A 13,472-nucleotide genomic window follows, 5' to 3' on the forward strand; every position below is an offset into this window, starting at 1 on the left:
ATGCGGCATGGTCAAGAAGGCGCGCAGCAGCCAGCGACGCGAGGACTCGCTCTCGCGGGATCGCATCATCGAGGCTTCGATCGAGCTCCTGGACGAAAGCGGCGAGGACGGTCTGACGTTCCGCGCCCTGTCCGAACGGCTCGCGACCGGTCCCGGCGCGATCTACTGGCATATCGCCAACAAGAGTGATCTGCTGGTCGCCGCCTGCGATGCCATTGTCGCGCGCATGGTCGATGAGCACGCGGTCAGCGGATCGCCGAAGGCCACCATTCGCGCCCTTGCGCTCGGCATGTTCGACGCAATGGAGGCGCATGCGTGGGTCGGGACAGCGCTGATCCGTGCTGCCGGGCAGTTGCCGACCGTGCGCGTTCTGGAATGCATCGGCCAGCAGGTTCGCGCGCTTGGCGTGGCTGCCGACACGCAGTGGACGATCGTCTCGGTCCTGCTGAACTACATCCTTGGCGTCGGTGGCCAGAACGCAGCCAACGCGCAGTTCGCGCGGACGCATGGCCTGGACCGATCGAGCTTCCTGGATGCGGTGGCGACCGACTGGTCCGCGCTCGACGCAAGCGACTACCCGTTTGCACGCAGCGTGGCCGGCGCGATGCGGGACCACGACGACCGTGTCGACTATCTCGCCGGCATCGATCTCATCCTCGCCGGTATCAAGGGGACACGAACCGGCCGAACCTAGGTTTTAGTATTGACAAGCGCGAGGAATTGAACGCCGCCCCGCTTGATGCGGTCCGGCCGCGGACCCATTTTCTCCGGAGTGCAATCCGGGTCCGCCTGCATGCTCCGACGCGTCGCCATCTGCCTCGCTTTTGCCGTGCCGGCCTTTGCGCTCGCGAGCGCGGCCTCTGCGCAGCAGCGGCAACAAACCAACCCGGCGCCCTTCGCACACACGCCTTGCAGCGTGCTCGACGAAGGGCCTTGCATCCCGTCCTATTGCAGCGTGTTCAACCACGGGCCATGCCTGCCCGAGATGGATTATCCGTACGGCGAAAATCTCCAGCTCACGATCCTGACCGTGCCACCGCAGGATCAGGTCGAGAAGTACCGCAAGCCGGATCATGATCTCAATACCATCGGCGATCTGTTCGCCGCGCTGCGCGCCTGCTGGGCGCCGCCACCGCCGGACGACGCGCGCGCGGGCATGCAGATGTCGGTGCGTTTCAGCTTCAAACGATCGGGCGAGATGATCGGCGCGCCGCGCCTGACGTTTTCGACGCGAGGCATCCCGGCCGACACCCGCACCACCTACCTCAATGCGATCAACGCCTCGCTGGATGCCTGCCTGCCGCTGAAATTCACCGGCGGATTGGGCGGCGCGCTGGCCGGCCGGCCGATCATGATCCGCTATGTCGACAACCGGGAGCTGGCCAAATCGGCCAACAAGCCGTGAGACACGTCATTCAGGGGCGCGCTGGAAGCGCGAACCCGGAATCCCGGGATTGGCTTGCGCGCCCGGCAACCTCGAGATTCCGGGTCCGGCCCTGCGGGCCATCCCGGAATGACGGAGTCGTGGCGTGACGCATTGCCACCCGCCCGGCGAAGGTGATACGCGAAGGCATTGATCGATCAGGGGAGGAACATCGTGGGACTGCTCGTCATGATCCTGGGTCTCGTGCTGTTCCTCGGCGTCCATGTGCTGTCCAGCCTGCGCGAGATGCGCGCCGGCCTGATCAAGGCGATGGGCGAGGGCGGCTACAAGATCGCCTATTCGCTCGCCTCCGCGGCCGGGCTCGTGCTGATCATCTGGGGCTTTGCGCATTATCGCGCGAGCGGATGGATCGACGTCTGGACCCCGCCGACGGCGCTCAAGCACATCACGGTCGCGCTGATGCTGCCCGCCGTCATCCTCGTCGTCGCCTCCTATATCCGCGGCCGCATCTACACCACGCTGAAGCATCCGATGCTCGCCGGCGTGAAGCTGTGGGCGTTCGCGCATCTGCTCGCCAACGGCGACCTCGGCTCGATCATCCTGTTCGGCTCGTTTCTCGGCTGGGCGGTCTATGACCGCATCTCGCTGAAGCGCCGCACGGATGCCGGCGCGCCGCCGATTCCGGTGGGCGGCCCAACCAACGACCTGATCGCGATCGCGGTCGGTGTCATCGTCTATCTGGCGCTGGCGTTTGCGTTCCACCCGGTCGTGATCGGCGTGCCTGTCATGGGAGCCTGACTATGTCTGTTCAATCCGCCATCAAGCGCAAGACCGCGCCCGATCTCCGCGCCCGCAAGAACGGCGAGCCGATCGTGATGCTGACGTCCTATCATGCGCACACCGCGGCGCTGGTCGACCGTCATTGCGACGCCATCCTGGTCGGCGATTCCCTCGGCAACGTCATGCACGGCTTCGAGACCACGGTGCCGGTCACGCTCGACATGATGATCCTGCAAGGCCGCGCGGTGATGCGCGGCTCGCAAGCTGCGCTCGTCGTGGTGGACATGCCGTTCGGCTCCTATGAGGGTTCGAAGGAGCAGGCGTTTCAATCCGCGGTGCGGATCATGAAGGAGACGCTGTGCGGCGCGGTCAAGCTCGAGGGCGGCGCGCGGATGGCGGAGACGGTGGCGTTCCTGTCCGAGCGCGGCATTCCGGTGATGGGCCATATCGGTCTGACGCCGCAGTCGATCAACACGCTTGGCTCGTTCCGCGCGCAGGGCCGCGAGGAAGAGAGCTGGGCGCCGATCGAGAACGACGCCAGGGCGATCGCGGAGGCGGGCGCGTTCTCGATCGTGGTCGAGGCGGTCGCCGAGCCGCTGGCGCGCAAGATCACGCAGTCGATCGCGGTGCCGACCATCGGCATCGGCGCCAGCGCGGCCTGCGACGGCCAGGTGCTGGTGCTGGAGGACATGCTCGGCCTGTCGCCGCGGGCGCCGAAATTCGTGCGCCGCTACGGCAATCTCGGGCCGATGATCGAGGAGGCGATCGCCGGCTATGCGCGCGACGTGAAGAGCCGCGCCTTCCCGGGGCCGGAGCACGTCTACGGCATGAAGAAGAGCTGACGGGGCGCGCATGGACTGGTCGCAGCACGCAATTACACCGATGCGGCTCGAGCCGCGGTTCGGCGACCGCGTCGTGCCGGCTTTCCCGGAGCGGCCCGGCAGCCTTTGGGCGATGATCGCGGACGCCGTTGCGCAGAACGGCGACGGCGAGGCGCTGGTCTGCGGCGCGACGCGCCTGAGCTGGCGCGAGGTCGCGGAGAAATCGGCCAAGGTCGCGGCGGGCTTTGTAAAACTCGGCCTTGCGCCCGGCGACCGCGTCGCGATCCTGCTCGGCAACCGCATCGAATTCGTGCTGACGATGTTCGCCGCCGCGCATGCCGGGCTGGTCACGGTGCTGCTCTCGACGCGCCAGCAGAAGCCCGAGATCGCCTATGTGCTGAACGATTGCGGTGCGACGCTGCTGGTCCAGGAGGCCACGCTTGCCGACCGCATCCCTGATGCGGCCGACGTTCCCGGCCTCAAGCATCGCATCTCGGTCAGCGACGACGGCGCATCGCAATTCGCCGGTCTCGCCGACAACGCTGCGGCCCAGGCGCCGGCACAGGTGAGGGAAGAGGACACCGCGATGATCCTCTACACCTCGGGCACCACGGGCCGGCCGAAGGGCGCCATGCTCGCCCATTGCAACATCATCCACTCCTCGATGGTGTTCGTGTCGTGCCTGAAGCTGACCAAGTCGGATCGCTCGATCGCCGCGGTGCCGCTCGCGCATGTCACCGGCGCGGTCGCCAACATCACCACCATGGCACGCTGCGCCGGCGCGCTGATCATCATGCCGGAGTTCAAGGCCTCGGAATATCTGAAGGTCGCGGCGCGCGAGCGCGTCAGCTACACGGTGATGGTGCCGGCGATGTACAATCTCTGCCTGATGCAGCCGGACTTCGACAGCTACGATCTGTCGAGCTGGCGGATCGGCGGCTTCGGCGGCGCGCCGATGCCGGTCGCGACCATCGAAAAACTCGACGCCAAGATTCCCGGGCTGAAGCTTGCGAATTGCTACGGCGCGACCGAGACCACGTCGCCCTCGACGCTGATGCCGGGCGAACTGACCGCCGCCCATATCGACAGCGTCGGCCTGCCGTGCCCGGGCGCCGAGATCATCGTGATGGGCGCTGACGGCCGCGAACTGCCGCGCGGCGAGATCGGCGAGCTCTGGATCCGCAGCGCCTCGGTCATCAAGGGCTACTGGAACAATCCGAAGGCGACCGTGGAGAGTTTCACCGCCGGCTTCTGGCATTCCGGCGATCTCGGTTCGATCGACGCGGCAAACTTCGTCCACGTGTTCGATCGCCAGAAGGACATGATCAATCGCGGCGGCCTGAAGATCTATTCCGCCGAGGTCGAGTCTGTTCTGGCCGGCCATCCCGCCGTGGTCGAGAGCGCGATCATCGCCAAGCCGTGCCCGGTGCTCGGCGAGCGCGTGCACGCCGTGATCGTGACCCGCACGGACGTGAATGCGGAGAGCCTGCGCGCCTGGTGCGCCGAGCGGCTCTCCGACTACAAGGTGCCGGAGACCATGGCGCTGACATCAGAGCCGCTGCCGCGCAACGCCAACGGCAAGGTGATCAAGCGCCAGATCAGGGAGAGCCTGTCCGCGATAGGCGCGTAGCGAGGCGTGGACGTACCATCCGCGAATTCGGTGCACCGCTCCCGCTTGCGGGGGTCGAGACGAGCGAAGCTCGCTCTTAGGTCAACGCGCGCAGCGCGGCGCGTGGGGGCTTTGTCCGCACAAGGACTTTCTCACTGATCCGACTCGTGGAGACACCCCACCCCGACCCTCCCCCGCAAGCGGGAGAGGGAGCCCGCCGCCGTTGCGGCCAGTCGCAAACGTCCCCCGTTAACGCTTTGATCCGCCTCGCTTTGCCTTGCCTCCGCCACACCATTAGGGTAACGCCGCCGCGATGTGGGGATCGGGTAGGGCTGGGCCCCACCGATAGCAGCGGTCCCGAGGGGATGGGATAGCCTTAAGTGTCTGAATTATTTGACGAAGTCGACGAGGAAGTCCGTCGCGATCAGCTCAAGAAGCTGTGGGACAAGTACTCGCTCTTTATCATCGCCCTGGCGATCCTGATCGTTGCGGGCGTCGGTGGCTGGCGCGGCTACCAGTATCTTGAGGCCAAGAAGGCCGCCGAGGCCGGTGCGGCGTTCGACCGTGCCGTCGAATTGTCCGATCAGAACAAGCACGCCGAGGCCGAGGCTGCGTTCGCCGCTCTCATCACCAAGGCACCGTCCGGCTACCGCAATCTGGCGCGGCTGCGCATGGCCGCCGAGGTCGCGACCCGCGATCAGCCGGCTGCCGCGAAGCTCTATGACGAGATCGCAGCCGACCGCAGCGTCGGCGGTCCCGAGCAGGACCTGGCGCGGATCCGCGCCGCGCAGCTCGCGATGGAAACCACCACCTATCCGAACATGCTGCAACGGCTCGAGGCCACGGCAACGGCGAAGGACTCGACGTTCCGTCACTCCGCCCGCGAGCTGCTGGCGCTGTCGGCCTGGCGCGCCAACGATGCCACCGCCGCGCGGCAGTGGCTCGACCAGATTGCCAATGACGGTGAGACGCCGCCGAGCCTGCGCTCGCGTGCCGAAGCGCTGCAGGCCTTGTTGCCGCCGGTCGCGAAGAGCTGACTTGGCGCGAAACCCGGGTTTGAGTGAGAGATCGACCATGCGCCGCTCGCAACGCCTGATCGCAGCCGCAGTTCTGACAGCGCTTTGCAGCGTGCTGGCGGGGTGCGGCGGTGGCGGCATGTCCAATTTCGATCCGAGCGACCTGCTCGACTTCCTTGACACCAAGAAGAAGCTGGCCGGCGACCGCAAGCCGGTCTTCCCCGAAGGCGTGCCCGGCCTCGAGCAGGGTGTGCCGAAGGAATTGTACAAGGGCTCGCAGCAGGAACAGCTCGATCAGCAGAACGCCGCGGCAGCCGCTGCCGCCCAGCCGGCCCCGCCGCCCGAGCCGCCGAAGGGCGCCAAGAAGCACGCCAAGGGCAGGGCAGCGCCGGCCGCAGATCAAGCGGCTGCTCCCGATGCCGCAGCCGAGGAGGGCGCGCCCGCCGCGCTGCCGCCGGAGCCGAAGCCGAAGAAGATCGTCCGCCGCCGCGCCACCGCGCCGCCCGCCGACGACCAGCAGGCACAGCCCGCGGCGCCGGCCCAGCAGACCCAGACCACGCAACAATCCGGCGGCGCCTTCCCCGCACCGCTACCGAGCGGCGGATTTAGCCGCTAGAGCATGATCCGGAAAAGTGCGAAGCGGTTTTCCGAAAAGATCATGCTAAAACAAGAATCTAAGGCGCGATGACGATTCAATCCGATCTCATCGCGCTTTAGGCTCCTAATTCAATTCATTGACGCGCGCCGCAACGCGGCGCCTGGATGATCCATGTCTTTCACCATCGCCATTATCGGCCGGCCCAATGTCGGAAAGTCGACGCTGTTCAACCGGCTGGTCGGCCAGAAGCTCGCGCTGGTCGACGACGAGCCCGGCGTGACGCGTGACCGTCGCGAGGGCCAGGCCAGGCTCTACGACCTCGACTTCACCATCATCGACACCGCAGGTCTGGACGAAGGCGCCAAGGGTTCGCTGACGGCGCGGATGCAGGAGCAGACCGAAACCGCGATCGAACTCGCCGACGCCCTGATGTTCGTGATCGACGCCCGCGTCGGCCTGACGCCGACCGACCGTGCCTTCGCCGACTTCGCGCGAAAGGCCAACAAGCCGGTGGTGCTGGTCGCCAACAAGGCCGAGGGCAAGCATGGCGAGATCGGCGCGATGGAATCCTACGCGCTCGGGCTCGGCGATCCCGTCCAGATCTCGGCCGAGCATGGCGAGGGCATGGGCGACCTCCACGAGGCGCTGAGCGCGCTGGTGCCGGAGACACCGGAGGAAGACGACGAGCTTGAGGACGATGAGGACATCTCGGAGGAGGAGGCCGCGCAGCGCCCGATCCGCGTCGCCATCGTCGGCCGGCCCAATGCCGGCAAGTCGACGCTGATCAACCATCTGCTGGGCGAGGAGCGGCTGCTGACCAGCCCCGAGGCCGGCACCACGCGCGATTCCATCGCGGTCGAGATCACCTGGCAGGGCCGCCAGTTCCGGGTGTTCGACACCGCCGGCCTGCGCCGCCGCTCGCGGATCGAGGAGAAACTGGAGAAGCTCTCGGTCGCCGACGCGTTGCGCGCGGTGCGCTTTGCCGAAGTCGTCGTGATGATGATGGACGCGCAGAACAAGTTCGAGGAGCAGGACCTGCGCATCGCCGACCTGGTCGAGCGCGAAGGCCGCGCCATCGTGCTCGCGGTCAACAAATGGGACCTGGTCGAGCGCAAGCCCAACCAGATCTCGCAACTGCGCACCGATGCCGACCACTGGCTGCCGCAGGTCAAGGGCGCGCCGATCGTCGCCGTCTCCGGCCTGATGGGCGAAGGCATCGACCGCCTGATGACGGCGATCCAGGAGGCCTACGCGGTCTGGAACCGGCGCTTGCCGACCTCGGCGCTCAATCGCTGGTTCGAGCAGGCGATCCAGGCCAACCCGCCGCCGGCGGTTTCGGGCCGCAGGCTGAAGCTGAACTACATCACGCAAGTGAAGGCGCGCCCGCCGAGCTTCGTGCTGTTCTGCTCGCGCGCCGACGCGATCCCGCGATCCTATCTGCGCTACCTCATCAACTCGCTGCGCGAGACCTTCGATCTGCCGGGCACGCCGATCCGGATCACGCTGCGCGAGAAGGCCAATCCGTTCGCCCACAAGCGCAAACGCCCGTCGTGAGCGAAAGGTCGGAGGGCGACACGGTTGCTGTAGCGCAACCGCGCAGCGGCGCGGTGATCTTCATCTTCATCACGTTGCTGCTCGACATGCTCGCGCTCGGGATCATCATCCCGATCCTGCCCAAGCTGATCGAGGGCTTCGTCAACAACGACACCGCAAATGCGGCGCGCATCTTCGGCGTGTTCGGCTCGATCTGGGCCTTGATGCAGTTCGTCTGCTCGCCGATCCTCGGCGCGCTGTCCGATCGCTTCGGCCGCCGGCCGGTGGTTCTGCTGTCGAATTTCGGCCTCGCCGCCGACTATGTGCTGATGGCGCTGGCGCCGAACCTGATCTGGCTGTTCATCGGGCGGGCGATCTCGGGCATCACCTCGTCGAGCATCTCGACCGTGTTCGCCTATATCGCCGACGTCACCGCGCCGGAGCAGCGCGCCGCGATGTTCGGCAAGATTGGCGTCGCCTTCGGCGCCGGCTTCATCCTCGGACCGGCGCTCGGCGGCCTGCTCGGCGAGATCGATCCGCGGCTGCCGTTCTGGGCGGCGGCGGGTTTGAGCTTCGTCAACGGGCTGTATGGCCTGTTCATCCTGCCGGAATCGCTGCCCGTGGAGCGGCGCGCGCCGTTCAAATGGAAGAGCGCCAATCCGATCGGCGCGCTGCATTTCCTGCGCTCGAACCGGACGCTCGCCGGCCTGTCGCTGGCGACGTTCTTCGGCCAGCTCGCGCATGTCGTGCTGCCCTCGGTGTTCGTGCTCTACGCCACCTATCGCTATGGCTGGGACACCGGCACCGTCGGCGCGACGCTGGCGCTGGTCGGGCTCTGCGGCATGATCGTGCAGGGCGCGGCGATCGGCCCGATCGTGCAGCGCCTCGGCGAGCGCAACGCGCTGTTCCTCGGCCTCGTCTGCGGCGCCCTGGGCTTCGTGATCTTCGGCGCCGCGCCGACCGGCCAGCTGTTCTGGATCGGCATTCCCGTGATGGCGCTGTGGGGCCTCTCGGGCGCTGCGACGCAGGCGCTGACGACGCAGCTCGTCGCCGCCGATCAACAGGGCCAGTTGCAGGGCGCGACTTCAAGCGTGCAGAGCATGTCGGAATTGATCGGCCCGTTCCTGTTCACGCTGACGTTTGCGTATTTCATCGGCGATACCGTGCCGGTGAAGATGCCCGGCGCGCCGTTCTATCTGGCCGGCGCGCTGCTGCTGCTCGCGCTCGCCATCGCCTGGCGCACGACGGCGGCAAAGAGAGCGTAGGGCGGGCCGCCGACGGATCCACCACGAGACGCTCTATTCCGTCGCCGGCACCGAATGGTGCTCGTGCGTGACGCGCCACTCGCCGTCGACCTTGCGCAATCCGATCGTCAGCCTGAACTGGAACGTGGCATCAGGTGGCCCGCACCGCATCACCGCGACCGCGAAGGCCACATCATCGCCGGCCGTGATCGCGATCTCCTCGACATCGAAGGCGTAGGATGGGCGGTGATACCTGAAGAACAAGTCCCACGTCTTCCGGTATTCATCCAATCCGCGTGACTACAATGGCGGCGGAACGTCGAACATCACGATGTCCTGATCGTGATGGGCGAAGATGCCGCGATAGTCGGGTCGGCGGACGGCGTCCGTCCAGGCGTCGATGAGCGCCAAGGTCTGGCGGTGCCGCGACGGCGAGTCAGACCAGTGACGGCCGCAGCCGTACTTTCAGCCCCGGACGCGGCTGCGGCCGAGCTGCTTTTCCGCCCAGGTCGGATGAGGAGATTGGAATGGAGAGCTCGATCGCCGCGCGCGGTCTGGGAGCGATGGCGCTTTGCGTCCTCGCGGGAGGATGTGCCGCCGTCACGCCGGTGGCCCATTCGGATGTGGCATCGTCGGCCTACATGACGCCGGACACGTCCGATTCTTCGGGGCGTGTGCCGTATCGCTATGCGCCGCCGGTCGACTGGTGGAGCTACAACAAGGTGATGATCGATCCGGTCGTGATCTATCGCGGCGCGGATCATCAGTTCGGCGACGTGTCCGAGAAGGACAAGCAGACGCTCGCCGCCTACATGCAGACCCGCTTCGCCGACAAGCTGCGCGGCCGCTTCACGCTGGTGAACACGCGCGGGCCGAACACGTTCCGCCTGCGGCTGACGCTGACCGGCGCGGTCGCCAACACGCCGGTGCTCGGCACGCTGTCGCGTTTCGATCTGTGGCGGGCGCGGTCTACAACGGCGTGCAGGCCGCGCGCGACGGCGAGGGCACGATGACCGGCTCCGTCATCTATGCCGTCGAGATGTTCGACAGCTCGACCTCGCGGCTGCTCGGCGCCTATGTCAGCAAGCAATATCCCAACGCCTACGACATCAAGGCCAGCGTCGGCGATCTCGCCGCGGCCACCGCCGGCATCGACAAGGGTGCCGATGCTTTCATGGCGCAATTGAAGTGACGCGCGCCGCGCGCGTCCGCAAACCATCCCGACGCTGAAAGGTCCTTTACCATGAACTTTCTGGTTCGCATGTTTCTGCGCAGCCTCGTCGCTGCCTTGCTGATGAGCTCGACCGGCCGCGCCGAGACGATTGCCCCAGCCGATCCCAGCGGCACCTGGCTGACCGAAGACGGCCGCGCACGCATCCGCCTCGAGCGCTGCGGCCCTGCGCATGACCGCATCTGCGGCTTCATCGTGTGGATGAAGGATCCGCTCGATTCACACGGCCAGCCGCTCCGCGACAGCTTCAATCCCGAACCCGACAAGCGGACGCGTGCGCTGCTCGGCCATCAGCTGATCCTCGGATTGAAGCTGACGCCGGAGGGCAGGTTCGACGGCGACATCTACAACGCCGAGGACGGCAAGTCCTATGCGGTCTCGCTGTGGCGCGACAAGTCCGACCGGCTGAAGCTCAAGGGATGCCTGCTCAAGCTGATGTGCCAGACCCAGACCCAGACCTGGACGCAGACGCTGGACGTGCAGCCGGGCCAGCTCGTCGGCCTGACCGGCGACGTCGGCGGCCCGCGCGCCGACAGGGAATGGGCATCGCTGCCGCCGCCCGTCAAGGCGAAGTCGGCGGCGAAGTAAGAAGGTGCAAAAAGTCATTCCGGGGCGATGCGCAGCATCGAACCCCGGAATCTCGAGATTCCCCGATGCGCAATTGCGCATCTGAGGTTCGCGCGTTGCGCGCCCCGGAATGACCGCTACGCGGTCACTTCTTCAGCAGCGGACAGTCGCTGGCCTCAAGCGGCTTTGCGGCGTCTTCCGGCGCGATCGTGGCGATCAGCTTGTAATAGTCCCAGGGATATTTGGACTCTTCGGGCTTCTTCACCTCGAACAGATAGGCCGGAATCAGGCGCCGGCCGTCGGCGCGCAGCGGGCCCTTGCCGAACAGCGGATCGTCGGTCGGCAATTCCTTCATCTTGGCGACGACCTTGGCGCCGTCATGCGGATTGCCGCCAAGCGCTTCCATCGCCTTGAGATAGTGCAGCACCATCGCGTAGTTGCCGGCCTGGGTCATCGACGGCATCGCGTTCTTGCTGGCGAGGGCGGCGAACCGCTTCGACCAGGCGCGGGTCTGATCGTTCATGTCCCAATAGAAGGATTCCGTGAACGTCAGGCCTTGCGCGGTCTTCAACCCGAGCGAATGCACGTCGTTGATGAACAGCAGCAGCGCCGCGAGCTTTTGGCCGCCGGAAACGATGCCGAATTCGGCCGCCTGCTTGATCGCGTTGGTGGTGTCGCCGCCGGCATTGGCGAGGCCGACCACCTTGGCCTTGGACGATTGTGCCTGCAGCAGGAACGACGAGAAATCGGCGGTGTTGATCGGATGCTTGACGCTTCCGAGCACCTTGCCGCCATTGGCGTTGACGACCGCGGTGGTGTCACGCTCAAGCGCGTGGCCGAATGCATAGTCGGCCGTCAGGAAGAACCAGGTGTCGCCGCCGGCCTTCGTCAGGGCCTTGCCGGTGCCGTTGGCCAGCATGTAGGTGTCGTAGGTATATGAAATCGTGTTCGGCGTGCAGGCCTTGCCGGTGAGGTCGGCGGTCGCCGCGCCCGAATTCAGCAGGACGATGTTCTTTTCCTTGACGAGATTGTTGACCGCAAGCGCCACGCCGGAGTTCGGCGTGTCGGCGATCGCATCGACCTTCTCGTTGTCGACCCATTGCCGAGCGATGTTGACGCCGACGTCGGGCTTGTTCTGGTGGTCGCCACTGAGGACGTCGATCTTCCAGCCCTTCTTGAGCAGGCCGGAATCCTCCACGGCCATCTTGATCGCGACCACGGAGTTCGGGCCGCCGATGTCGGCATAGAGGCTCGACATATCGTTGAGCACGCCGATCTTGACGGTCTTGTCCTGCGCGAACGCAGAAGTTGAAAGGCCGAGTGCGGCGCAAGCAAGAAGCGCGGCGCAGCGCCGCGCAAACGTCATTGTCATGAAATTCCCTCCACTGTCTAAAGCCCGGGCAGCCCTCTTGCGGAGCCTTTTTGCCGGTCGCTCAGGTTCCCGCTTACCCTTTCCGGGGGGAGGCGGCAATCCGCCTAAAGCCGGGTGGGCCTGCGTCGAAGCGTCATCCGGTGAAACCCTTACTTGAGCGCGTCGGAGGTCAGCTTGAATTTCTGGATCCGCTTTCCGGTGTCGACCTCGGCGGTATAGACGTTGCCCCTGGCGTCGACGGCGAGCGCGTGCACCCAGTGGAACTGCCCGGCGTTGCGGCCGTTGCGGCCGAAGCTGCCGACCACCGCGCCGTCGTCACGCCTGATGATGCGGATCTCGTTGTTCTCGCCGTCGGCGGAGAGCAGGTAGGTCTGCTTGGGATCGGGCCACAGCGCGATGTCCCACACCGCGCCGTTGCCGAGCGTGCTCTTCTCGAAGAAGAACTCCTTCACGAAGCTGCCGTCCTTCCTGAACACCTGGATGCGGTTGTTGATGCGGTCGCAGACATAGACCAGTCCGTCATCGGCGATCTTCACGCAGTGCACGGGATTGCCGAACTGCTGCGCGACCTGCGCCTTCGGATCGTAGGGCGGCTGCTTGGCATCATCGGGCTTGTTGCCATAGGCGCCCCAGTGCCGCTTGTAGGCGCCGGTGGTGGCATCGAACACGATGACGCGCCGGTTGCCGTAACCGTCGGCGACGTAGATCTCGTTGGCCTCCTTGTCGATCGCGGTCTCGGCGGGCTTGCCGAGCTGGGTGGTGTCGTTGCTGCCCTTGCTCGGTGCGATCGAGCCGATCTGCGCGACGAACTTGCCGTCGAGGGTGAACTTGAGGATCGCATTGTCATTGTCGGCGTTGCCGCCGATCCAGACGAAGCCGCGCTCGTCGACCTCGATGCCGTGCTCGCGGCCAACCCACTCATAGCCGTCACCCGGACCGCCCCAGGACCGCAGTAGATTGCCGTCAGCGTCGAATTCGAGCACCGGCGGCGCCGAGACGCAGCATTTCGAGCGCGGCGGATTGAGGCTCGCGCCCTTCTCGTCGTCGGTCAGCGAGCGCGGCCGGTGGATCACCCAGATGTGGCCCTGCCAATCCACCGTGATGCCGCCGACCTGGCCGAGGATCCAGTTGTTCGGCAGCGGCTTTGGCCATGATGCATCCACGGTGAAGGTCGGGATGTCGCCGGCTTTCGCGGGGGTTGGTGTAGCGAAGAGGGCTGATGATGCGATGCAGGCGGAGAGAAACAATCCGGACAGAATGGAGCGCGCGCGATTGAACGTCGGCGTCATGTTGCCTCCCGAAATTTTTCTTGGCGGG

At 66.0% G+C, this 13,472-nt stretch carries 13 protein-coding genes and 1 pseudogene; 11 read left to right on the forward strand and 3 right to left on the reverse strand.

The features are described from left to right. Positions 1 to 7 precede the first annotated feature (7 nt). The 9 genes from ACVI1L_RS32060 to ACVI1L_RS32100 all read left to right on the forward strand — a co-directional run bounded on the left by ACVI1L_RS32060 (position 8) and on the right by ACVI1L_RS32100 (position 9,006). Positions 8 to 694 (forward strand): TetR/AcrR family transcriptional regulator, encoded by a 687-nt coding sequence (locus tag ACVI1L_RS32060; RefSeq protein ID WP_456784716.1) that lies wholly within the window; start codon positions 8 to 10, stop codon positions 692 to 694. A gap of 99 nt (positions 695 to 793) precedes the next feature. After that, positions 794 to 1,405, forward strand: a complete 612-nt coding sequence (locus ACVI1L_RS32065) for a hypothetical protein (RefSeq protein ID WP_456784717.1) — start codon at positions 794 to 796, stop codon at positions 1,403 to 1,405. A 192-nt stretch (positions 1,406 to 1,597) separates the two neighbouring features. Further along, complete coding sequence (locus ACVI1L_RS32070; RefSeq protein ID WP_057019851.1) at positions 1,598 to 2,182, forward strand: NnrU family protein; 585 nt, start codon at positions 1,598 to 1,600, stop codon at positions 2,180 to 2,182. A 2-nt stretch (positions 2,183 to 2,184) separates the two neighbouring features. After that, positions 2,185 to 3,006 (forward strand): 3-methyl-2-oxobutanoate hydroxymethyltransferase, encoded by an 822-nt coding sequence (gene panB, locus ACVI1L_RS32075; RefSeq protein WP_456784718.1) that lies wholly within the window; start codon positions 2,185 to 2,187, stop codon positions 3,004 to 3,006. 10 nt (positions 3,007 to 3,016) lie between these two features. Next, positions 3,017 to 4,615 (forward strand): class I adenylate-forming enzyme family protein, encoded by a 1,599-nt coding sequence (locus ACVI1L_RS32080; protein WP_456784719.1) that lies wholly within the window; start codon positions 3,017 to 3,019, stop codon positions 4,613 to 4,615. Between the two features lie 359 nt (positions 4,616 to 4,974). Then, positions 4,975 to 5,631: a tetratricopeptide repeat protein gene (locus tag ACVI1L_RS32085; RefSeq protein ID WP_028335134.1), complete on the forward strand. Its 657-nt coding sequence runs from the start codon at positions 4,975 to 4,977 to the stop codon at positions 5,629 to 5,631. Between the two features lie 37 nt (positions 5,632 to 5,668). Further along, complete coding sequence (locus tag ACVI1L_RS32090; RefSeq protein WP_456784720.1) at positions 5,669 to 6,226, forward strand: hypothetical protein; 558 nt, start codon at positions 5,669 to 5,671, stop codon at positions 6,224 to 6,226. 153 nt (positions 6,227 to 6,379) lie between these two features. Then, a complete protein-coding gene (gene der / locus ACVI1L_RS32095; protein ID WP_076831908.1) occupies positions 6,380 to 7,762 on the forward strand; it encodes a ribosome biogenesis GTPase Der in 1,383 nt (460 codons plus the stop codon). Beyond that, on the forward strand, positions 7,759 to 9,006 hold the full coding sequence (locus ACVI1L_RS32100; protein WP_057019856.1) for an MFS transporter: 1,248 nt from the start codon (positions 7,759 to 7,761) through the stop codon (positions 9,004 to 9,006). Before der ends, ACVI1L_RS32100 begins: the two co-directional genes overlap by 4 nt. Positions 9,007 to 9,039: 33 nt before the next feature. Here ACVI1L_RS32100 and ACVI1L_RS32105 read toward each other — a convergent pair whose 3' ends face one another. After that, complete coding sequence (locus ACVI1L_RS32105) at positions 9,040 to 9,276, reverse strand: nuclear transport factor 2 family protein (protein WP_256520504.1); 237 nt, start codon at positions 9,274 to 9,276, stop codon at positions 9,040 to 9,042. A gap of 236 nt (positions 9,277 to 9,512) precedes the next feature. Between ACVI1L_RS32105 and ACVI1L_RS32110 the strand changes: the two are divergent. Both ACVI1L_RS32110 and ACVI1L_RS32115 read left to right on the forward strand, forming a co-directional pair. Beyond that, a pseudogene (locus tag ACVI1L_RS32110) lies at positions 9,513 to 10,177 on the forward strand (DUF3313 domain-containing protein). Between the two features lie 51 nt (positions 10,178 to 10,228). Further along, entirely contained in the window at positions 10,229 to 10,804 is a 576-nt protein-coding gene (locus ACVI1L_RS32115; protein ID WP_456784721.1) for a DUF2147 domain-containing protein, read from the forward strand. Positions 10,805 to 10,928: 124 nt separating this feature from the next. On the opposite strand, the gene ACVI1L_RS32120 is transcribed toward ACVI1L_RS32115, so the two are convergent. Together ACVI1L_RS32120 and ACVI1L_RS32125 are read right to left on the reverse strand one after the other, a co-directional pair. Continuing rightward, entirely contained in the window at positions 10,929 to 12,155 is a 1,227-nt protein-coding gene (locus tag ACVI1L_RS32120; RefSeq protein ID WP_076831917.1) for an ABC transporter substrate-binding protein, read from the reverse strand. 149 nt (positions 12,156 to 12,304) lie between these two features. Further along, entirely contained in the window at positions 12,305 to 13,444 is a 1,140-nt protein-coding gene (locus ACVI1L_RS32125) for a hypothetical protein (protein WP_456784722.1), read from the reverse strand. Positions 13,445 to 13,472: the final 28 nt, after the last annotated feature.

The organism is Bradyrhizobium sp. USDA 4516 (assembly GCF_054055915.1).